Origin of the sequence: Sulfurovum sp. AR (genome assembly GCF_000296775.1) — a bacterium.
Classification (GTDB): domain Bacteria; phylum Campylobacterota; class Campylobacteria; order Campylobacterales; family Sulfurovaceae; genus Sulfurovum; species Sulfurovum xiamenensis.
The window spans coordinates 1-21,357 of sequence record NZ_AJLE01000003.1 but is presented as its reverse complement, the minus strand read 5'-3'; the positions used below and the strand labels follow the sequence as shown (position 1 = coordinate 21,357).

At 38.7% G+C, this 21,357-nt stretch carries 23 protein-coding genes; 7 read left to right on the top strand and 16 right to left on the bottom strand.

Translation table 11 applies throughout. The features are described from left to right. Positions 1-81: 81 nt before the first annotated feature. The 4 genes from SULAR_RS03345 to SULAR_RS03330 are packed head-to-tail and all read right to left on the bottom strand — an operon-like array spanning position 82 to position 3,733. The gene (locus tag SULAR_RS03345; protein WP_238536353.1) at positions 82-849 is read right to left on the bottom strand and encodes a transglutaminase family protein; all 768 of its coding nucleotides are present in this window, start codon (positions 847-849) and stop codon (positions 82-84) included. A 20-nt stretch (positions 850-869) separates the two neighbouring features. After that, positions 870-2,006: a DUF3488 domain-containing protein gene (locus SULAR_RS03340; RefSeq protein ID WP_081501829.1), complete on the bottom strand. Its 1,137-nt coding sequence runs from the start codon at positions 2,004-2,006 to the stop codon at positions 870-872. Continuing rightward, positions 1,975-2,844, bottom strand: a complete 870-nt coding sequence (locus SULAR_RS03335; protein ID WP_008242958.1) for a DUF58 domain-containing protein — start codon at positions 2,842-2,844, stop codon at positions 1,975-1,977. The genes SULAR_RS03340 and SULAR_RS03335 overlap by 32 nt, the downstream gene beginning before the upstream one ends. Next, positions 2,810-3,733, bottom strand: a complete 924-nt coding sequence (locus tag SULAR_RS03330) for a MoxR family ATPase (RefSeq protein WP_008242956.1) — start codon at positions 3,731-3,733, stop codon at positions 2,810-2,812. Before SULAR_RS03330 ends, SULAR_RS03335 begins: the two co-directional genes overlap by 35 nt. A gap of 234 nt (positions 3,734-3,967) precedes the next feature. On the opposite strand from SULAR_RS03330, the gene SULAR_RS03325 reads away from it, so the two are divergent. Next, positions 3,968-6,541 (top strand): ATP-dependent Clp protease ATP-binding subunit, encoded by a 2,574-nt coding sequence (locus SULAR_RS03325; protein WP_008242954.1) that lies wholly within the window; start codon positions 3,968-3,970, stop codon positions 6,539-6,541. 81 nt (positions 6,542-6,622) lie between these two features. Here SULAR_RS03325 and mltG read toward each other — a convergent pair whose 3' ends face one another. Beyond that, positions 6,623-7,636 carry an endolytic transglycosylase MltG gene (mltG, locus tag SULAR_RS03320; protein ID WP_008242953.1) on the bottom strand — a complete coding sequence of 338 codons (1,014 nt, stop codon included), beginning with the start codon at positions 7,634-7,636 and terminating at the stop codon, positions 6,623-6,625. Between the two features lie 136 nt (positions 7,637-7,772). Here mltG and SULAR_RS03315 point away from each other — a divergent pair, with 136 nt between their 5' ends. After that, positions 7,773-8,351, top strand: coding sequence for a class I SAM-dependent methyltransferase (locus tag SULAR_RS03315; protein ID WP_008242952.1), 579 nt, complete (start codon positions 7,773-7,775; stop codon positions 8,349-8,351). A 12-nt stretch (positions 8,352-8,363) separates the two neighbouring features. Here the strand turns inward: SULAR_RS03315 and SULAR_RS03310 are convergent, their stop codons facing one another. The 3 genes from SULAR_RS03310 to SULAR_RS03300 are packed head-to-tail and all read right to left on the bottom strand — an operon-like array spanning position 8,364 to position 9,501. Then, complete coding sequence (locus SULAR_RS03310; protein WP_008242950.1) at positions 8,364-8,810, bottom strand: YaiI/YqxD family protein; 447 nt, start codon at positions 8,808-8,810, stop codon at positions 8,364-8,366. Continuing rightward, complete coding sequence (locus SULAR_RS03305; protein ID WP_008242948.1) at positions 8,807-9,001, bottom strand: YwbE family protein; 195 nt, start codon at positions 8,999-9,001, stop codon at positions 8,807-8,809. Before SULAR_RS03305 ends, SULAR_RS03310 begins: the two co-directional genes overlap by 4 nt. A gap of 2 nt (positions 9,002-9,003) precedes the next feature. Next, on the bottom strand, positions 9,004-9,501 hold the full coding sequence (locus SULAR_RS03300; RefSeq protein WP_008242947.1) for a hypothetical protein: 498 nt from the start codon (positions 9,499-9,501) through the stop codon (positions 9,004-9,006). A 79-nt stretch (positions 9,502-9,580) separates the two neighbouring features. On the opposite strand from SULAR_RS03300, the gene SULAR_RS03295 reads away from it, so the two are divergent. Both SULAR_RS03295 and SULAR_RS11220 read left to right on the top strand, forming a co-directional pair. Further along, on the top strand, positions 9,581-10,234 hold the full coding sequence (locus SULAR_RS03295; RefSeq protein ID WP_008242945.1) for a TrmH family RNA methyltransferase: 654 nt from the start codon (positions 9,581-9,583) through the stop codon (positions 10,232-10,234). 56 nt (positions 10,235-10,290) lie between these two features. Then, positions 10,291-11,109 (top strand): hypothetical protein, encoded by an 819-nt coding sequence (locus SULAR_RS11220; protein ID WP_008242943.1) that lies wholly within the window; start codon positions 10,291-10,293, stop codon positions 11,107-11,109. Between the two features lie 68 nt (positions 11,110-11,177). Here the strand turns inward: SULAR_RS11220 and SULAR_RS03285 are convergent, their stop codons facing one another. From SULAR_RS03285 to upp, 3 genes are all read right to left on the bottom strand, one after another. Beyond that, entirely contained in the window at positions 11,178-11,486 is a 309-nt protein-coding gene (locus SULAR_RS03285) for a hypothetical protein (protein WP_008242941.1), read from the bottom strand. Further along, positions 11,486-12,691, bottom strand: a complete 1,206-nt coding sequence (locus tag SULAR_RS03280; protein ID WP_008242939.1) for a molybdopterin-dependent oxidoreductase — start codon at positions 12,689-12,691, stop codon at positions 11,486-11,488. The genes SULAR_RS03285 and SULAR_RS03280 overlap by 1 nt, the downstream gene beginning before the upstream one ends. 205 nt (positions 12,692-12,896) lie before the next feature. After that, positions 12,897-13,520, bottom strand: coding sequence for a uracil phosphoribosyltransferase (gene upp / locus SULAR_RS03275; RefSeq protein WP_008242938.1), 624 nt, complete (start codon positions 13,518-13,520; stop codon positions 12,897-12,899). A 121-nt stretch (positions 13,521-13,641) separates the two neighbouring features. On the opposite strand from upp, the gene SULAR_RS03270 reads away from it, so the two are divergent. Continuing rightward, on the top strand, positions 13,642-14,988 hold the full coding sequence (locus tag SULAR_RS03270) for an AAA family ATPase (protein WP_008242937.1): 1,347 nt from the start codon (positions 13,642-13,644) through the stop codon (positions 14,986-14,988). Between the two features lie 22 nt (positions 14,989-15,010). On the opposite strand, the gene SULAR_RS03265 is transcribed toward SULAR_RS03270, so the two are convergent. Further along, the gene (locus tag SULAR_RS03265) at positions 15,011-15,670 is read right to left on the bottom strand and encodes a DUF2459 domain-containing protein (RefSeq protein ID WP_008242935.1); all 660 of its coding nucleotides are present in this window, start codon (positions 15,668-15,670) and stop codon (positions 15,011-15,013) included. Between the two features lie 119 nt (positions 15,671-15,789). Between SULAR_RS03265 and SULAR_RS03260 the strand changes: the two genes are divergently transcribed. After that, a complete protein-coding gene (locus tag SULAR_RS03260) occupies positions 15,790-16,989 on the top strand; it encodes a cation:proton antiporter (protein ID WP_008242934.1) in 1,200 nt (399 codons plus the stop codon). A 52-nt stretch (positions 16,990-17,041) separates the two neighbouring features. Here SULAR_RS03260 and SULAR_RS03255 read toward each other — a convergent pair whose 3' ends face one another. After that, on the bottom strand, positions 17,042-18,670 hold the full coding sequence (locus SULAR_RS03255) for an inorganic phosphate transporter (RefSeq protein ID WP_008242933.1): 1,629 nt from the start codon (positions 18,668-18,670) through the stop codon (positions 17,042-17,044). 186 nt (positions 18,671-18,856) lie between these two features. Between SULAR_RS03255 and SULAR_RS11105 the strand changes: the two genes are divergently transcribed. Beyond that, on the top strand, positions 18,857-18,997 hold the full coding sequence (locus SULAR_RS11105) for a hypothetical protein (protein ID WP_155993745.1): 141 nt from the start codon (positions 18,857-18,859) through the stop codon (positions 18,995-18,997). Between the two features lie 50 nt (positions 18,998-19,047). Here the strand turns inward: SULAR_RS11105 and SULAR_RS03250 are convergent, their stop codons facing one another. The 3 genes from SULAR_RS03250 to carB all read right to left on the bottom strand — a co-directional run. Next, positions 19,048-19,413, bottom strand: a complete 366-nt coding sequence (locus SULAR_RS03250) for an HIT family protein (protein ID WP_008242931.1) — start codon at positions 19,411-19,413, stop codon at positions 19,048-19,050. Beyond that, a complete protein-coding gene (locus tag SULAR_RS03245; RefSeq protein ID WP_008242929.1) occupies positions 19,413-19,844 on the bottom strand; it encodes a Sua5/YciO/YrdC/YwlC family protein in 432 nt (143 codons plus the stop codon). Before SULAR_RS03245 ends, SULAR_RS03250 begins: the two co-directional genes overlap by 1 nt. Position 19,845: 1 nt before the next feature. Continuing rightward, the coding region (carB, locus tag SULAR_RS03240) for a carbamoyl-phosphate synthase large subunit (protein ID WP_008242927.1) at positions 19,846-21,357 on the bottom strand (1,512 nt) is incomplete at its 5' end.

The following is a 21,357-nucleotide window of genomic DNA, read 5'->3' as shown; positions in this document are numbered from 1 at the left end:
AAATCATCTAAGAGGTTGCTTTGAATCCTCTGTATTACTATACTTAAGGAAGGTTAACCATTTTTTTAAGAGACACGATCTCTAAGAAGAGAGACTCTTTTTGACCATACGTTTTAATTGCTTCATTGTAGCAGATGAAGTGTCACCGCCATAAGAGATAAGTTCATAACAGTTATCCACCTCTTTTAGTGCACTTTTTTCCGGATGATCTTTCATGTATCTTAAGAAGTACTGGTGCATGGTTTCATCTTTTTGTCTAATGTAGCCTTCTTTCTTGAGCTTCTTTAAAAGAGGCTCGAGTATACATAGTACTTTATGGGTACATCGGGGACGACGGAAATATAAAGAGATGCTAAAAGTGATCAAGACGAGGGCAAGTAAAGAGAATACAAAAAGTAAGACAAATCTGGGATTCTCTTTTGCGTATTGGATCAGTTGCAGTTGACGGATATGACTGTAGTAGAGTATCCATGTCTCTACTTGATACTTTATATACATGAGCTGGAGATTCACTCTTTCAAAGAATGTATTATTTGCACCGAGTATTTCTACTGTGTCGTCATCTATGGCTGATGCTGTACTGGTAGTTTCAAATCTCACCCAGTGTTCACCGATATAAAGTTCAGCCCAAGCATGAGCATCACGCTCCTTTACAGCCAGATAATTGTTAAAACTGTTGGCTTGGTCGGCTTTATACCCTGTAACGATGCGTGAAGGTATACCAGACATACGGGCCATTGTCACAAAAGAAGATGCAAAATGCACACAATATCCTAAACGCTTGTCAAATAAAAAACTGTCTGTGCTGTTATTAATATCAAGAGCCTTCGGTTTTAAACTGTAGGTCAAAGACTGGTTTTGAAAAAATTTTACAATGGCAGAAGCTCTTTTTTTAGGATTATTGTATTGTTTTTTATTTTTTGTGCATACTGGTATGTTTTGGGATTCCGTTTGATATCAAAATACGTTGAGGCATCAAGAGTATCTTGGTCTAAATCATCATGAAATGAAGGAGTTAACACAGAACGTGAAGAATAATGCATAGGAGCATTGATAGGCTTTTCAACGGTACTTATGAGATCTCTATCCATCTGCGAATCGTTTACAGGTCGTGCAGGCATATCCAACAGATAGATCCAGCGTTTTTGTGTAGGATACAGGGTCACTTTATAGTCTACTCTTTCTCCCTTTATAGGAACATAGCTTCTGTCTTCTCTTTTGATATAGTTGGGAAGCGCTTCCCAATGGTCTTTTTTATCCACATAAAGTATACTTCCTCTGAAATAGAGTTTATCAGAGGTGGGGACCTCTGTATCAAAGCCCACTTCCATGACAATCCGGTCTGAAGGAACGAGCAGGGCCTTGGAGTCTAAAAACATGGTACCATCATGTCCCATACGCTGTATATTTTCACCTTTAAAACCATAGTCCGCATGTTCAAATGAGATACGAGGAAAGAAGATAAAAAGCACAACCACCCAGGGCAGAGAATACATAAACATTACCATGCTTGCCCGGAAGCTCTCTAGCATATTACCTTCCATTCGGTGTGCCAGGATAAGCCAGAGCAGAAAGAAAATTTCGAATATGACATACGTAAGCATCATAAGACTATGAAAGAAAAATAAGGAGAGGGCCAAAAATAAAACAGGGGAGAGCAGTAGATAAAAGTTGATCTCTCTTGTGAGTCTTTGCATGGAAACAACAATGATCAAAATATAGACCAATAACTCAAGAAAAAGTTTCAAGCGTGAAAGACCCCTGAATGAGAAGAGACCATACAGTGATAGATAGAGTGCCAAAAGCCCCATCAAAAAGATAAAAAGTATCAGATATTTATCTGCAGGTGTTTTCTTGAAGAATAGCAATACCAACACCATGAAAGAGAAGATCAGCATAGGTACTTTGAGTATAAGCATCAAAGGCAATAAAACAATGATATAGGCAGTGTCTAAAAGTGCTAAAGGAGTGAGTTTAGTATCTTGCAAGCGTTTCAAGGATAACATCTGTACTCTCCTTTACTGAATTTAAGACTTTGTTTGGCATTTGTATCATAAAAGGCAGGTTTTGTTTTTCGCATTCCAGTACCCATAAACAGAGCTGAGATAAGCGTGCTTCATCATCTGTGGCTGCTGTGTAAAAGTTAAAAACCAGTTTAGGTGTCTGTGTCTCTTTGCTGAAGACTTTGACTGCTATCTCTCCTTTTGCCACGGATGCCCAGTGGATATGGGAAAGTTTTTGTGACCCATCATAGGATCGTAAGCCGTCAAACTCTTTCTCTTCCCCATAATGGTTTTCTTCCTGTTGTAAAAAGGAATGCAAGGAGATACCTTTGGGTTCAGGGTAGGCTAATCCTTTGTAGGAATCATTTATTTTCAAGACCAAACGTACCGTAGAGAGTGGATACTTGCTTTCCAAATAGCCACCTTTATGGGTGAAAGTACCACGTTTTTCGGGTAAAACGGGCAGCTGTACAATTGTTGATGTGTCACCTTTTAGTGGTTCTAGCGGTATCGAGATATTTTCATGGCGGAGTATGACAGACCATGATGTTGTCTGTGAAGGATTGTATATCTGCATAGCAAGATGACCTTCTTGATGTGCAAATAGACGTCCGGAAGATAGATAAGATGCTTCTAGATGACCGAGGTTAAAGATCCCTATTGGCCCGGCACTAAATGCAAGAGAAAATGCGAAAAAAAGTGTAATATAGACAAGATTGAAATCATGCATATAGGCTTCTAAAAAAAGCCCGAAAAGCAAAACCACTACAACTACACTGTAGCGTGTGGCATGCTGGTCTATGCGTTTATATATCTGAGCGAATGTGCGTAAAGATTTCATCATGGATACGTTTGGCTGTGGTTGGACCCTCTTTAAACTTGAGGCGGTGTGTACATACAACGGCTGTCACTGCCTGCAGGTCATCAGCAGTCACGTAGTTACGACCTTGCAGCATTGCCCAAGATTTAGTCATAGCGGTCAAAGACAATGCTCCACGTGTAGAAAGACCATACTCAAATATGCCACTCTCTCTAGTATAAGCGATTATTTCCTGAAGAAAATCAAGCAGGGTTTCACTCAGTGTGACCTCTGAAGCCCGTTTCATATAGCTTTCTATCTGCTGGGGTGTCAATAAGGTATTAGATATAGATCTGCTGTGTCCTCTTTCACCTTTTAATATCTCTCTTTCTGATACGCTGTCCGGATAGCCAATCCCAAACGAACACATAAAACGATCTAGTTGAGAAGTTGGAAGAGGAAAAGTGCCTACCTCTTCCTGTGGATTTTGTGTCCCAATAACAAAAAAAGGCTTGGGTAGTGTATGGAGTGTTCCATCTATAGTGATGGACCCTTCTTCCATTGCTTGGAGAAGGGCAGATTGGGTTTTAGGCATGGAACGGTTTATCTCATCAGCTAAAAGAAAAGAGGTAAAGATAGGACCTTTTTTAAAGATGAAAGCGCCTTCTTTCTGGTTATAGTAGTTGACCCCAAGTATGTCTGAAGGAAGCATATCAGAGGTAAACTGTATACGACCAAAGTCCAGTCCTAAGACTTGAGAGAGATGTTTTGCCAGGGTTGTCTTTCCCACACCGGGGATATCTTCCAAAAGCAAATGCCCACCTGCAAAAAAAGTCGCCAATGATAAAGCGATCGTCTCTTTTTTACCCACCAAATGGGTCTCTATCGCATCTATAAGAGGAGTAAATTCTGAAGCAATTGTGTAATTCATGAGGATATCATAACGTAATTTACTTTGAAAAATTTTCTGATATATCAGAATTTCTATTGATCTATCTCAAATTGCAGAAGTATGTTTGCACAGATACTACACGTGAAACAAGTATATTATTATAATGAATACTATAGATAACACTATATAAATCATTTTATTGAATAAACTTGACAAGAAGTGACTAAAGGTTGTATAATAATTCAAATTTAAATCATTTTAAGGAGTTATTCTATGAGTATACTTGAAAAATTAACGAATCAAATGCAAGCTACCATCGAATCGGGGCTATCTTTAGCACTTCATAATAAAAACCAAGAAGTAGAACCTATTCATCTTATTTGGGCATTACTTACAAACAGCGGTTCCATTTTACATCAAGCCCTCAACAAAATGAATGCTGACAAAGCTGCCATAGAATTGGAAGCAAAAAGCATTGCAAACAAATTACCAACGGTTTCTTCTGTCACAAAAGAGAACATTAAATTATCACAAAACCTTGTACGATCATTGCAAAATGCAGAAGGTGTGATGACTGCGAACGGTGACCAGTATCTGGCAGTGGATGCATGGCTTATGGCCAATGCCGGTGAGAGTTTTATGAAAGAAACACTGGGTAAATATATTGATATGAATGAATATAAAAAGACACTTGAGAGCATCCGTGGGGGTAAACAGATAGACTCACAATCAGGTGATGAGACATTGGAAGCACTCTCACAATATGGTATTGACCTGAATCAAAAAGCACTGGATGGAGAGCTTGATCCTGTGATCGGTAGAGACGAAGAAGTACAGCGTATGATGCAGATATTGATTCGTAAAACGAAGAATAATCCTATCCTTATAGGTGAACCGGGTACTGGTAAAACGGCTATCGTAGAGGGACTGGCACAAAGAATCGTAAACAAAGAGGTACCGCTTAGTTTACAAAACATGCGTGTGATCTCACTTGATATGAGTAGACTGATAGCAGGTGCAAAGTATAGAGGTGAGTTTGAGGACAGGCTCAAAGCGATCGTGGATGAAGTCAAAGAAGCAGCCAATGTCATCCTGTTCATCGATGAGATTCATACGATCGTTGGTGCAGGGGCAAGTGAAGGAAGTATGGATGCTGCCAATATACTTAAACCGGCACTGGCAAGAGGTGAGCTTCATACGATAGGTGCAACAACACTGAAAGAGTACAGAAAGTACTTTGAAAAAGATGCGGCACTGCAAAGACGTTTTCAACCTGTTAAAGTGGATGAACCTAGTATCAATGAAGCATTACAGATCCTTAGAGGTATCAAAGATAAACTGGAAGCACATCATAATGTCAATATCACAGACTCTGCTTTGGTCGCAGCAGCCAAACTAAGTGATCGTTACATCACGGATAGGTTTTTACCGGACAAGGCTATTGACCTGATAGATGAAGCTGCTGCAGAGCTTAAAATGCAGATAGAGTCTGAACCTACAGATCTTGCTAAGTCTAAACGTGATATTTCAACACTACAGGTTGAAAAAGAGGCACTTAAGATGGAGGAGAGTGACAAAAACACTGCTCGTCTGGAAGAGATAGAAAAAGAGTTGGCTGATCTGGAAGAAAGACGTGTATCGCTTCAGAATCAATTTGACAATGAAAAAAATGTCTTTAATGAGATCGCTGAGATAAAATCAAATATAGATTCACTGAAAACGCAGGCAGAGCATGTCAAAAGAGAAGGTGATTTCAACAAAGCTGCAGAGATAGAGTATGGACAGATACCTGCAGAGAAAGAGAAACTTAAAAATCTTGAAGAGAAATGGACACAAATGATGTCTGAAGGTACACTGCTTAAAAACTCTGTGGATGAAGAGATGATCGCCAGCATTGTAAGCCGCTGGACAGGTATCTCTGTCAGCAAAATGCTGCAGGGTGAAAAAGAGAAGATCCTTGCGATAGAGAGTATTCTCAAAGAAGAGGTCGTAGGGCAGGAAGAAGCACTAAAGGCTGTTGCACGTGCTATTAAGCGTAACAAAGCAGGGCTGAGTGATATCAACCGTCCTATCGGTAGTTTCATGTTCCTTGGACCAACAGGTGTAGGTAAAACACAGGTCGCTAAAACGCTTGCAAAATTCCTGTTCGACTCTGAGAAGTCACTGATCCGTATCGATATGAGTGAATACATGGAGAAACATGCAGCCAGCAGACTTGTCGGTGCACCTCCTGGATATGTCGGTTATGAAGAGGGTGGACAGCTGACTGAAGCAGTAAGAAGAAAACCTTACTCAGTAGTACTCTTTGATGAGATAGAAAAAGCACACCCTGATGTCTTCAATACACTCTTGCAGGTACTGGATGACGGACGTTTGACAGACAACAAAGGTGTTACGGTCGACTTCAAGAATACGATCATCATCATGACCTCGAACATTGCATCAGACAAGATCATGACGATCACAGATAAAGAAGAGAGAAGAGCAGCGGTAAATGATGAACTGAAACGAAACTTCAAACCGGAGTTCCTTAACCGTCTGGATGACCAGGTGATCTTTAATCCTCTTGACCTTGATGCGATCACGAGCATTGTGGATATCTTATTTAAAAGTATCCAGACAAAACTCGCAGAGCGTGATATAACCATCACACTGACAGACAATGCCAAAGCATATATTGCCGAAGCCGGTTTCGACCCTGTCTATGGAGCTCGTCCGCTAAAAAGAGCACTCTATGAAGTGGTAGAGGACAGACTTGCAGAACTGATACTTGAAGATAAAGTGGTTGAAGGTTCATCTGCAAGTTTTGATGTTGCCGATGGAGAGATCGTCGTTCATATCTCTTAATCCACTTCAAGAAAGATATTTTTGGGTTATACCTATGTATAGGTATGGCCCTTCTTATGATCGTCAGTCATCATTCTATATTTAGAGGCTGGCTTTAAACTCTGTCTCTTTCTCCTTTTCCCTCTCTTTTTGATACTTTCTAAAAGCCCTGATATTATCCAAATGTTCGTCGTAAGTTACCGTAAAGTCATGTGTACCATTTTCGTTCAGCATAAAGAAAATATAGTCACTTTTTTTCGGTTTCATGGAAGCTTGCAGTGCGTCTAAAGTGACGGTACTGAGGGGGTGTGGCGGCAAGCCTTTATGTTTGTATGTATTATATTCACTTTCATCACTTTTGATACGTTCCGGTGTAACAACTGTATGAGCATATGGCCCATAGTTAAGTGTACCGTCCATCTGTAATCTCATACTTTTTTCAAGCCGGTTATAGATCACTGATGAGATCAGTGGCATCTCCTCAATAGAGTTACTCTCTTTTTGTATAATAGACGCGATGATATGGATAATTTTAAGCTCCAACCGTTCTGGTGTAGTGGTAAAATATTCTTTTACAAACGTGTTTAATGTTTGTCTGGATTTATAGAAAATATATTGCATTGTTGTATTTTCATCTGCTTTACGTGCAAGAGTGTAACGTTGAGCTAATATATCTGCTTCTTTGAAATGAGCAAGGGTATCGTATATCTGTAACAATTTATCCTGATCCAGTTTCATATCATTGGCAAGACGTGCAATAAGTTCCTCTTTCGTTTCACCGGCATATACCACGATATCCATGATTTCATCTGTTTTTTGTTGATAGAGGTGCTGGAAAAATAAAATACGTCCATATTCACTAGGTTCAACGCTATACCATCCTTCATCCGGCGTCTTTCTAAGTTTTAACATCAATTTGTCCAACCATGTGACTTCATAGCCGTTTGTTTTGAGTGTATGAATCACGTCATCTATGTTTGATGAGGATATATAGAATGTTTTAGTCCCTTCATTGACCGGAATGAAATTATAAGTAAGAGGAATGAGTAATAGAAGCATATAGATTTGAAAGTAAAGAACAAAATTTCTGTAAATATCTGAAAGTATCTTTTTCATAAATGCCTATGACTTCATTGATGTTTTTATTTGACCATTATATCAAAGTTGTATAATTTGGTATGGATATATGTCAAATTGTCATATATTATAATGTGTTATAGTGATGTAAAGTGTCTAAAAAGGAGAGATCTCCATGATTCCGTTTAATCATTTGGGTTGGATATTCAAATACATCGGACCAGCCATATATCCCCGTAAAATACGAGGGTCACTTTGCCGTTTTTTAATGCCACTTTCAAGATCTGCATCGGTATTGGACCTTGGTGCAGGGACTGGGATCATGAGTGAGTTTGCCTATGCTTGTAGACCTGATCTTCAATTTACCGCGGTGGATCCTGCTGAGGGTATGTTGAAATATTCTGCTGAATATATACAAACACACACAGCCTATGCGGAGCTACTCCCCTTTGATACCTTCAGTTTTGAAGCCATACTTATAGGAGAAGCGCTGCATCATTTTCAGGATGTTGATCAATCGATACAAGAGATGGTACGTGTGCTTCAAAACGGTGGAAGTGTTTTTATCTATGATTTTGATTCCAGTACCTTTATGGGTAAAATTCTTTGCAGGATAGAAAGATTGTTCGGAGAACCTGGTAACTTCTATCCACCTGAAGTCTTAAAGAAAAAATTTGAAAGTTATGGATTTACGGTTCATATTAGTCATTTTGGGTATCGTTATACTATTGTAGCACAACTGAGATCGATATAAAAATATATCAATCTATACATGTTTGGCTAAAAAGGCATTGAGCTGATTTGCAAAGGCATGTGCGTCTTTTGGACCAAATGCTTTGGGTCCGCTTGTCATCTCGCCGCTCTCTCTAATACTTTCCATTAGGTTTCTCATGGCCAGGTATTGTTTAATGTTATCTACACTGTAGAGTTCACCTCTGTGGTCTATGGCATGAGCCTCTTTACTGATGATCCTGTCAGCTAAAGGGATGTCGGCTGTGATGACAAGATCGCCCGCATCACATAATTCTACGATATGATGATCCGCCTCATCGGCACCCTGATCAACGATAATGTATTCGATGTGTTTAGATGTACCGATATGGATCTTTTTATTGGCTATGACCTTGGTGGATAGTGCCAGACGTTCTATACTGCGTAATATGATGGGTTTCAGAAGATTTGGAAAAGCATCTCCGTCGATGAAGAGTGTCATAGGATCTCTTTTACTCTGCCTACTTCACCGGTATTTAAACGTACTTTGATACCATGGGGATGGGTAGGGGAATTGGTGAGGATCTTTTGTACTTTACCATAGGTGAGTCTTCCTGTTCCCTGGTCTTCTTTCAATACCACTCCGACATCCAAGCCGTATTTGATCTTTTCTCTTTTTTGTCCACCTGTCATTTTTATCCTTTTGGTTCGTAGTTCAGTACTTTTTTTACGGTCTCTACTGAACAAAAGAAGAGTGAATCAAACAGAGGATTTAATTTTGTTTTATGTTCATCTATCGTATCAAAAGGCTGGAAGAAAAAACCCGGTCCATCTTCTTTATGGGCAGGTTTTACATGAAACACAATAGGTTTTAATGTACGTACAACATTGAGTATCTTTTTATAGCTCTTCGCATTTGGGTCCGGTAGAAAATTGTCTTGAGCACTCTCGTTGACACGTGCTTTAAGTAAGAGCTGGAGCTTGTCATTAAAGATAACTTTATTCCATTTGATCGTCCCTAGTTCCATATCGAATTGACTATTGCCTGCAGTAAGCGGATGGGGTTTTGTCTCTCTTATGGCTTCTAAGAGATGAAGAAAAAAGTTCTTTCCGCCAAAGTTGTTTGCACACTCTAAAAGCAGTTCATGGTAATGCTTTTTTTCTTCCTCTGTTAAAGTGTTGAAGTCGCACATAGCACTTCCTTATATTTTTTTGCAATTATACCTGAATTTACAGCGCCTATATATTTAGCTTGTATGGTTATAATTTGTTATGTTAAATGAAAAACGTATAACCCGTATTGATGATGTATTGAGTAAAAAACAACCTGACCTGCAAGTGATGCTGGATAATCTCCACAGTTCACAAAACCTTTCTGCTATTATACGTTCAGCTGATGCGGTGGGTGTCCTTGATATTTACTACGCTACAAAGGAAGATGCGAGTCTTCGTATTCATAAAACCATCACACAGGGTGCACACAGATGGACACACCGTTACCGTATGCATGATGATCATAAGGTGTCGTTTATAAAGGAAAAAAAGACGCAGGGTTTTCAAGTGGTAGTCACTCATCTTGAAGAGCAGGCGGTTTCTTTTAGAGAAATAGACTATACAAAACCTACACTACTTGTAATGGGAAATGAAAAAGAGGGTGTTTCATCTGAGATAGTAAAACTGGCTGATGAAATCATCATCATTCCGATGCAGGGTATGGTGCAAAGTCTCAATGTCTCAGTAGCCACAGGACTGATACTCTATGAAGCGCAAAGACAACGTGAGGAGGCCGGTAGATATGATACTTCTGCTCTAGACCGTAAGAAGAAGGAGAAGATAAAAGAAAGATGGATCTATCGGGATACCATTGTTCGAAAGAGTAAAGGTCTGATTCCTTTAGAATCTAATGAAGAAATTTTAGGTTTTTAATCTACACAATAGTTACACTTTTATATTCTATGATATACAAAAATGAAAGGATTTATATGTTAAATAAAACAAAATATTTAGGGCTGGTTACCGTAGCATCTTCCACCTTGTTCTTCTCCGGATGTACAACTTATCATTCAGGTTACTATGATTCCGGATATTACGACCCGGTGCCATACTCTAGTGTAAGAGTATCTCTTTCAAGTTACCCTTATCCCTACTATTATGGTGTACCTTACTACTATTACAGTGGAATCTACTATTATGGTGGATATTACAGTAATGGATATTATTATTTTGGTGATCGTAAATTCCTTCATGGACATTATTTCCATAAAGGGTATCGCTACCATAATAGACATCGTTATCGTGCGGTAGAGGGCAAATATGGATATTATAGAAGTAAAGCTGCCTACCAAAGGTCAAGTCACTATAGAAATCGTGATCGTAATCGCAACACTAATAGAGAATATACAAATACAAGAACAAATGTTAGAGATAATATAAGGACAAGGACCAGAGTCAACCAGAATGGTGAGCGTGTCAGAGTCAAGACTAGGGTCAACCAGAATGGCGAACGCGTTAGAGTCAAGACTAGAGTAAATCAGAATGGCGATCGTGTCAGAACGACAACTAGAGTGAAACAAGATGGAGATCGTGTTAGAACAAAGACCAGAGTAAACCAAAATGGAGAACACGTCAGAGTTAAAACTAGGGTCAATCAGAATGGTGAACGTGTCAGAACAAAGAGCAGAGTGAATCAGAATGGAGAGCGCGTTAGAACAAAGACGAGGGTAAACCAGGATGGAGAGCGTATTAGAACAAAGACGAAAACCAAAACAAATGAGTCAGAAACAAATAAAAATGACAGATAAATTAAGAAGAGAGTAAATAATATAGTTATGTAGAGAGATCCACCTCAATAAGAGGTGGTGTAATAAAATTATTCTAGTTTTCCATTTCCGTAATGTTCAAAAAGGTAATCTGTCGTTATTTTAGCGGCTGCTTCATCCATAGGTGCTTTAAAGTGTACAATCATTTTATCCACTTTACCACGCCAAAACTTCTTAGACTGTCTTCCCTGGTTTATAATATATCCAAAAGAGTGACACATAAGACAATGTGTCTGTATTGCATCGAATCCGTCACCCATTTTGATGGGGAAAGCAACATAAGGTACTTCTACTTTTTCGTTTACCTGTGCAAAAAGCGGTGATGCCAGCAGTGCTGCAATTAAAATCAATTTTTTCATTATACTACCTCCACAGTAACTTCATCGATACCGTTATATTTATATCCACCATGATTCCATTTGATATCTTTGGCAAATGGCTGTTCTTGTCCTATTTTATTGATCGCTTTAGCCATGATCGTTACTTTACCGAATGTAGTTGGCTTATATGGATATCTAAAGGCTCTATAAGCATAACGACCGAGTTTACCGTCATCAAGAATGGCTTTATCCCATGTCTTTCCACCATCTGTAGAAATGAGTACATCTTGTATACCATGACCATCATCCCACGCAACTCCACGTATTACGACATGAGACTTGTGAGATACCAATGAATCTTTTGTTGGATATCCGATCACAGACTTGACATTCATCTTTTTGATAGGCTTTGTCGTAGGGTATCTCTTTTCCGGTGTTTCTGATTCTGTTTCATTATCCGGTACACGATAAGCAACATCCATGAAGAAGAGTTTTTTATATTCATTGGTTACGGTGATGTTTGAAAGCATTTTTACCCATGAATCAGAGTAATACCCGGGAAGTACTAGTCTAAGAGGATAACCATTAAGGTATGGTAGGTCTTCACCGTTCATTTCGTACGCCAAGATCACGTGGTCATCAAGTTCACTGAGTTCAAGTTCACGTACAAATTCAGGTGTTTCATAATAAGCAGCTCTTTCAGAACCGTTAAACCCGATCCACTTTGCATCTCTTTCCAATCCTGCCAGGTGAAGAATATCTTTTAAACGAACACCTTTCCATGTTGCACAACCCATGGCACCTGAACCCCACTGGATACCACCAGCGATAGGTTTAAATGCAGAACGACTGTTACCACCACATTGAAGAACAGCGGTTACTTCTACCTGTTCAAACTTGGTTTTGAGGTCATTCAGTGAGATATGGAGCTCATTTTTTACAAGACCATTGACGTGGATCGTATAGGTATCTGGGTCAATATGAGTTGGGATATCTGGCATATGCCAACGAACAAAGAACTGATCATTTGGTGTAAGTGCAGAGGTAAATACATCTCTAGGTGTTTCCAATAAAGGTGGTCTGTCAGAATACATGATCAGTGGTCTTTTCTCTGGAAAAGCAACCGGTGATACTTTTCTGTTATCAATAGGTTGAGTTGTTACCCCTGCCTCTAATGTACTGGTACCTACAGCTGCAGCACCAGCAGTTACAATAGCTTTTTTAAAGAAATCTCTTCTTTCCATAACATACCTTTCAGTTTAGAAAATAAATTATATTTATTATAAATATAATTATGGGAGATTCTCTCTTAATAGATACTGAAAATAGGGGTTTTATAGGTGTAAATATGTTTTTTTCGTAAATATTAACTATTATCTGACATTTTATTATCAATCATATTTACTTATGAATAAGAATATATTGATAAATCTGATTTAGATAAATATTTTAGTTCATAGTATTATATGATCGATCTCCAGCATCTCCTAATCCTGGAATGATGAACTTATACTCATTTAGTTTTTTATCAATGTGTGCAATAAATACTTCTACGTTTGGATGTTTTTGTTTTAAAACTGCCATGCCCTCCGGAGAACCGATGATATTGAGTGAGATGATCTTTTTGGGTGATTTCCCTTCAATAACAGATATCGCATCACAGAGTGATCCAGCAGTCGCTACCATAGGATCGACAATAATAACAGTTTTCCCTTCACACTCGGGTATACGGTCATAATAGAGTATACTTTGATGGGTGTTTTCATCACGTTTCATAGCTAGAAACCCTGAAGATGCATTTGGAAAAAGTGCAGTAACAGATTCTATCATAGGAAGACCTGCACGTAAGATAGTGACAAAAATAATATCTTCTTCTTTAATAAATCCAAATGTTTCCTCACCTTGCCATGTAGTGACTGTTTGATCATAAAGCGTTTCATTCTTTAAGGCTTCGTAGACAAGAAGTCTAGATAATTCTTGGACGATATGTCGAAAACGCAATGCATCCGATTTCTTTTCTCGTAAATGATTCAATAAAGTTTTTGCAACAGGATTGGAGAGTTCATAGATCATAAGATACCTTTCACTTTAAATACTTTATTATAGCCAAACTCTATACTACTGAAACAATATATATGGTTTAGAGAAAGAGTTATGATAGAATTAGATGATATAGAGTGTACAAAGGTTAAAAATGTCAGCAAAAAAAACAAAAGATACACCAAAAATAAAGCAATCTAAAATTGGATTTGATGATATCGTAGGGCATAAGCATATCAAAGAACGTCTCAAGGGTATTATTAAGATCATTAAAAATCCGAAAATGCTTGAACGATTTGATACTCCCATTCCTAAAGGTCTACTGCTCTATGGTCCTGTAAGTGTAGGGAAGAGTATGCTTGCAAAAGCATTTGCAAAAGAGGCAGGAGTCCCTTATCTGGAGATATCAGGTTCAAAACTTTTTGAACTGGAGTATATCAAAGAGATATACGATATTGCCTCCAAAAATGCTCCCTGTATTGTGATACTAGAAGATATTGATATAAAAGGCATTATGCAGGGGGCGATCACCAATGTCTCTTTTTCAGATATTGCCAAGATACTAGAGTCCACAGATGAACGGGTTTTTACTTTTGCTACAGCTGAGAGCCTTGATGAGATTGATCCTATACTCACTTCACCACAAAAGCTTGATTTTTTATTGGAGGTTTTGGAACTGGACAAGGATGCCAGAAGATTTTTTATAGAAAAAATCTTGGAAAAACCCCATGACCCCAAAATAGATGTTGAACGAATTGTGCGTTATATCACCGGTATGAGTGCCTTGGAATTGGAAAGAATAGGGCGTATGGCAGCACTGAGTGTAGTAGAACAGGATAAAGAGCATATCACCGAAGAGATACTCATTGAACAGATAAATATTATCAAGTACGGGCATAAAGTTGAAAAGCAGATGGTTGAAACACTCGAAAAAGAACTTAAAATGACAGCCTATCATGAAGCAGCACATGCAGTGCTTTCAGTACTTCTTTTACCTCATATTAAAATTGAGCAAGTGACTATTTCACCACGAAGCAAGATGCTTGGTTTTGTCTCTTACAATGAGGAAGATCCACTATCAAATATCTCAAAGATAGACTTGTTCCATGATATTTGTGTTCTGCTATCTGGTCGTTTAGCAAAAGTGAAAAAAATGGGGGATGATCAGATGGACAGTGGAGCACAGAATGACCTTTCACAAGCCTCTTTACAAGCTTATGCCGCCATTACAACATTGGGAATGGATAAGGAACTGGGCTATATCAACCTTAATGCAATCAATACTTTAGACAATTACTTCCTGGAACAACAGATAGAAAAAAGATTTTTGCACTGGATGCATGTAGCAAAACAAAATGCAGAAAAGTTGGTAGAAACACACTGGGATAAGATAGAAACGTTGGCACTTAAGCTTATTGAACAGGAGATAGTAGAGAGTACAGAACTCGCTGAGATAGTCGGTGATGAAAAGATTACCTGTGAGATTCCGGACAGTTTATAAAAGAGTAGACATATAAGTACGACTAATTTTTATGCTCTTTTAATTGATACATGATGTTATCAGATGTAAATACAGAAAATATGTTTAGTGGGAAGCCGGAGGAACGGATTGCTTTTGCACTCCATACATTACAATTATTGAATAGATGGAACGATCCTTTTGCGCGATAGAATTTACTTGTGCCGTAGAGCCCTTTTCCCAATTTGATAGGCTGTCCCTGCTGGTTCAATGCAAAACTATCATAAATGACTTTTACCATTCTGGTAAAACCTGCTTGGGAGAGTTTTAATGGTACTACCTCTTTGTTGTGAAAATAGGTTACGGGATCTGTCTGGAATGCAGCGACATGAATCACTGAATCTGTAGGCCAAAAGAGTGCTCTTACACCCATCCAAAGCGTATTTGGATCCGTTTGATAATAGGTCTCATCTCCCCAACCTATCTCTAAATATCGAGCATATTTAAAATCATTAAAAGAATGCATATAAGGGACCGCATCTTGTTTTGGTACAACAATACCTGTGTGTATTCCATGATTGACAACATAAACTGTTTTATTATCAGTCCGTCCCGGATCCGGTGGATAAAATTCGCTGATAGGTTTAGTGCAACCGGTCAAGAGAGTAACAGAAAAAACTATCAAGCTTGCTAGTATGTTATATAGATAGCAGTTACACTTCATAAGAGACCTTTTTAAACCCTTTAATTAAAACACTATTATACCTTATTGAGATTTTCTCTTTATTCACACGATACACTCTTAATGGTATCGATTTTATATTATTTTCTGTACAATAAAGTATGGATGTACATAATTTTTTTCTCATACTTTTTTTAATATTGGTCACGGCAAGGATCCTGGGTGAACTCTTTGCCCGATTGGGCATACCTTCTGTACTGGGTGAGCTTAGTGCAGGTATACTTCTTGGTGTCTCAGGCTTTGGTCTTGTAGAGGTGAATGATGTACTCAAAATATTGGCCGAGATCGGTATTCTTCTTCTGCTTTTTGAAATCGGATTAGATACTGATATTGCACGTCTTAAGCAAGCAGGGGGCAAAGCGATCATTGTTGCACTGTTTGGTGCAGTGTTTCCCTTTACTGTTTCTGCATTCGTGGCCTACTATCTATTTGATTTGACACTGGTTGTCTCACTCTTTATCGGAGGTACACTGACAGCGACAAGTATAGGGATAACCATGAGGGTACTGAAAGATCTTCAAAAAGAACATTCTGAAGTTGCCCAGATCGTCATTGGTGCTGCAGTATTGGATGATATATTAGGTGTGATAGTGCTTGTTTTTATCTATGATTATGCAATCACACAAACATTAAGCCTGACAAATACCTTGAATACAACGGTATTTATCCTACTGTTTTTCTTGCTGGCTCCTGCTTTTGCACATTTTATCTCTCATTTTATGAGGAAATTTGATGAACATAAAAGAGTGCCTGGGTTCATACCGACGTTGATCATAGCACTTATAGCGCTTTTTGCTTATATGTCACATCTTTTTGGAGCTCCTGAAATTTTAGGTTCATTTGCTGCAGGTATAGCACTTTCAAGACGTTTCATACTTCCTTTTGGAATGGGGTTACAACATGATGAAGTATTTTTAGAGAAAGTAAAAATGGCTATAACGCCTATCGCACAGATGTTTACACCCATCTTTTTTGTGATGGTAGGGTTATCAATGAACTTAAAAGTGATTGACTTTACTTCTGTAAGATTTTGGAGTTTAGCATTTGTTTTCCTGGTGATCGCGATTATTGGAAAATATATAGGTGCTTTTTTACTCAGAGATACCAGTGCATTGAAGAAAGCATTGATCGGTATCTCTATGATCCCACGAGGAGAAGTAGGGCTGATATTTGCAGAAGTAGGGCGTGTAAATGATATACTGGATGATCAGATCTATGCTGTTTTGATCTTTGTCATCATTGTCACGACCATTGCTCCACCATTTTTACTGAAATGGCTTTTTAAATATGAGGAGAATTGATCTTGTCCGTGCTATGAGGGAGTTCGAGTTTGTTTTAATGGGAAAGTGAAGATTAAAGGACAATGCCTCTAATCATGAAAAAGATTGCTGCTGAAAGTACAGCTGAAGCTGGTACAGTTATCACCCAGGCAGCAATAATTTTCTTAACGGCATCTCTTTTGACATATTTGACTTTCTCTACACTCTTTATACGTTTTTTTGCCGCTTTGATCCGCTCTTCTTCCTGGTCAATTTTTTGATAAAGATCAACGATTCTTTCATAATCTGCTTTTGATTTATCTGTTTTCTCCTCTAATGTTATAAGTTCACTGCTATATGCTCTCAAAACTCTTTTTTCATCTTCTATATTGATCTGCTGTTTTTCAATTCGTTCTACTTGTCCAGTAGATTCAAGATATTCCCGTAAAAAACCTACACCAAATATACCACCAACTGCAATATGGGTTGAAGAGACAGGAAGACCTAACTGAGAAGCGATGATCACTGTAATAGCTGCAGCCATGGCTACGGAGAATGCTCTCATCTGATCTAGTTCGGTGATCTCGCTACCGACTGTTCTGATCAGTTTTGGTCCATACAGTGCAAGTCCAAGAGCAATACCAAGTGCGCCTACAGCCATCACCCATAAAGGTATACCAGCTTTAGCAGAAATTCCGCCTGTGATCACAGCATCATTGATCGCTGCCAATGGACCAATAGCATTGGCTACATCGTTTGCACCATGAGCAAAACTTAATAGTGCTGCTGCAAAGATCAATGGCACAGTGAAGAGTAAATTGATCGAATCTCTGGTGTTATGAAGATTGGTTGCTCTCTTTGCAACCGTTTTATTCATGATTATATACACGATTACAGCCACTATAAGTCCAAATATAGATGCGGTAAGGAAAGAAGGTGTTTTTTCATCCGGGAGAAAGACGAACATATCTACGATCGAAGGCCAGATCTTTTTGAGGCCTTTAAGTGTTAAATAAGTCATAAATGCCCAAGACATAATAGCTACAAAAATAGGTACCCATTTTCTGGCTGCGGCAACTTTGTCATTCTGAAATATGATCGTTTTTTTGATGGCATATAAAAATATTGCTGCAATGACTCCTCCAATCACCGGTGATATGATCCAAGAAGCAGCTATTTGACCCATAGTGCCCCATGACACTATCGTAAATCCTGCAGCAGCAATACCTGCTCCCATCACACCCCCTACGATAGAGTGGGTGGTTGATACAGGCGCTTTCATCATCGTTGCGAAGTTCAGCCATAGTGCTGCAGCCAGGAGCGCTGCAATCATCGCCCAAATAAAAGGATCAACATTGGTACCGAATGCATTGATGTCAATAATACCTTTTTTAATGGTCTTTACAACATCTCCACCGGCAATAAATGCACCAGCGCCCTCAAATATAGCTGCAATGACAATGGCACCACCCATGGTAAGTGCTTTTGAACCAACAGAAGGGCCTACATTGTTTGCAACGTCATTCGCACCGATGTTCATAGCCATATAGGCACCAAATAGTGCGGCGATAGCTAAAAACATATTATTTGGTATATGCCCTGAGCTTAAAAAACTATAGGTCAAAACCGCTACGAGAAAAAAGAGCGCAAAACCAAGTCTTATAAAATCAAAACCACTACTCTTGATTGCCGCTTTTTCCATTTTTTTGGCCATTCGTATCATATCTGTTTATCTCATCCTTTTCTCATAAGTGCATTCCCATAGTATACCCCTACTAATCTTAGTAGTGATCATAGAATAATCATATTTCTTCTGTTATATTTATTTAAAAATAGTTAAAAAGAATTTTATGTTATACTATTTTATAACCATAAGGTTTAATATAATAAAAAAGAGAGAGGAATGGTCATGGACATATTTAGTATAGTGGTAGGGGTTATTATCGGTGTAGTCGTTGGAATTTTTCTGGATGTAGATATGTTTTCAAAGAAAGCTGCAGATGAAGAAGTTAAATTTGATGATCATAGTCCGGAGAATGAGGGGAAATAAAAATTTGATAATCACTCGTCCAAACGCGTTTAGGGCGAGTATACTAGAAGTTATACTATAGCTTTAACCACGTTTTCACAAAATCTTTCAAAATCTGGTAACTTCAAACTACTTTCACGCTGTTTTGTACCCCACATAGGTTCAGGGAAAAAACTGTCCTCTTCAAAACGTGCCATGATATGCCAATGTACATGAGGCATATAATTACCAAAACTGGCAATATTTATTTTTTTAGGTTTGTAATACGAGAGCATCTCTTTTTCTATGATGTCTAAAAGGTTATATATTTCTAATTTTATCTCACTAGGCACTTCACTCATCTCTTTGTAAGCGTGTTGAGTAAATATCTTAAGCCAGGGGATCTCATTCTGTTCTACTTCAATCCTGATATTTTCATTTTTATATATTACTGACATTAACGTATCTTTCTTAGTGTTTTTTTCCCAAGCCTGTAAATACTTGAGGCCTGTCTGTTCTCTTGTATCGGTTCTATGATGACATCTGCCATCTTTCTGGCGAATGATTCATCATAGGCTTCATTACTTAGATTTGCTGAAGTCGTATAGGCCCATTTGAGACGGTCTAAGAGCAAGAGATGATGTTTGTCTTTTATCACACGGTAGGAATCTCCATCCGGCATGATAAAGGTTGTTTTTTTTGCTCTTCTGACTCTTTTTTTATGCTTTTGAGGTACACGGGTAAATGTTTTGAGCGTATCTAGTGAGTTGACAGCTTTAATATAATATTTGTGAGGAGGGCGTTGTTTGATCTGAGTGAGTTTGTCAGCATTTTGCGAGACAAAACCGATGGTCGTATCGGTTTGTGTCAAAAAAACTTTATTATTCATTTTAACTGAGATAATCTTGCAATGCTTTTGGCTCAAGTTCACCACTTGTCGACTTCAGTTCTTTGATAGCTGCTGCTGTTGCTTTTGCTGCGGCTAATGTAGTGAAATAGGCTACATGGTTAGCAAGAACCGATTGTCTAATGGTTTTGGCATCATCTTTACTTGCTTTGTTGTCTGAAGTATTGATCGCCAATGCTATCTCTTCATTTTTGATCATATCATCAATGTTCGGACGGCCTTCGGAGATCTTGAGAACTTTCGTGGAAGGAACTCCTGCTGCTTCCAATGCTGCATGTGTCCCCGATGTTGCAACGATATCAAATCCAAGGTCAATGAACATTTTACCGATCTCACCTGCTTGAGGTTTATCTATTTCCGTAAGTGAGATGAAAAGTTTACCTTCCAGAGGGATATTGTTCTTACTAGCAAACTGACTCTTTGCAAAAGACATACCGAAATTGTCACTGATCCCGATCACTTCACCCGTTGATTTCATCTCTGGTCCGAGGATAAGGTCTGATCCTGGCAGTTTATTGAATGGGAATACCGCTTCTTTTACAGCCACGTGGCCTTTAAGGTTTGGTTCCATGATCTTTTTATCGAAGTTGACGACATTGAATGTATCGTAGAACTTAAGTGCTTCTCTTAGGTCACCCTGGAGCATGACTCTTGTTGCTACTTTTGCCAATGGTACACCTGTAGCCTTTGATACAAACGGCACGGTTCTTGATGCTCTTGGATTGACTTCGATCAAGTAGATCTCACCTTTATGGATGGCATACTGTATATTCATAAGACCCACGACACCAAGACCAAGTGCGATCTTTGCAGTTTGCTCTTTTACTTCTTCTTGAAGCGCATCAGAGATAGATACCGGAGGAAGTGAACATGCCGAGTCACCCGAGTGAATACCTGCCTCTTCAATGTGTTGCATGATCGATCCGATATACACCTCTTCTCCGTCGCAGATCGCATCTACATCCAGTTCAATAGCACTGTCTAGGAATTTATCGATAAGGACTGGAGCATCGTTAGAGACACTTACAGCTTCATCCATATATTGTCTGAGTTCTGTATCAGAATAGACCGTACGCATACCACGTCCGCCAAGTACGAAACTAGGACGTACAAGCACAGGATAACCAATACGGTTTGCGATAGCCATCGCTTCATCTTTGGCAAATGCAGTACCGTTGTCAGGCTGTTTGAGTCCAAGGTCATTGATAAAAGTAGAGAACTGTTCTCTATCTTCGGCAAGGTCGATCACTTTCGCAGTCGTTCCTGAAATATTTGCACCGATTGCTGTAAGGTTCTTAGCCAGTTTCAGCGGTGTCTGTCCACCAAAGTGTACGATCACACCATCCGGTTTTTCAAGTTCGATAACACTTCTGACATGTTCAAAATCAATCGGTTCAAAGTAGAGAACATCAGACGTATCATAGTCAGTTGAAACGGTCTCTGGGTTACAGTTATACATGATCGATTTCATCCCCATGTCTTCGATGGCAAATGA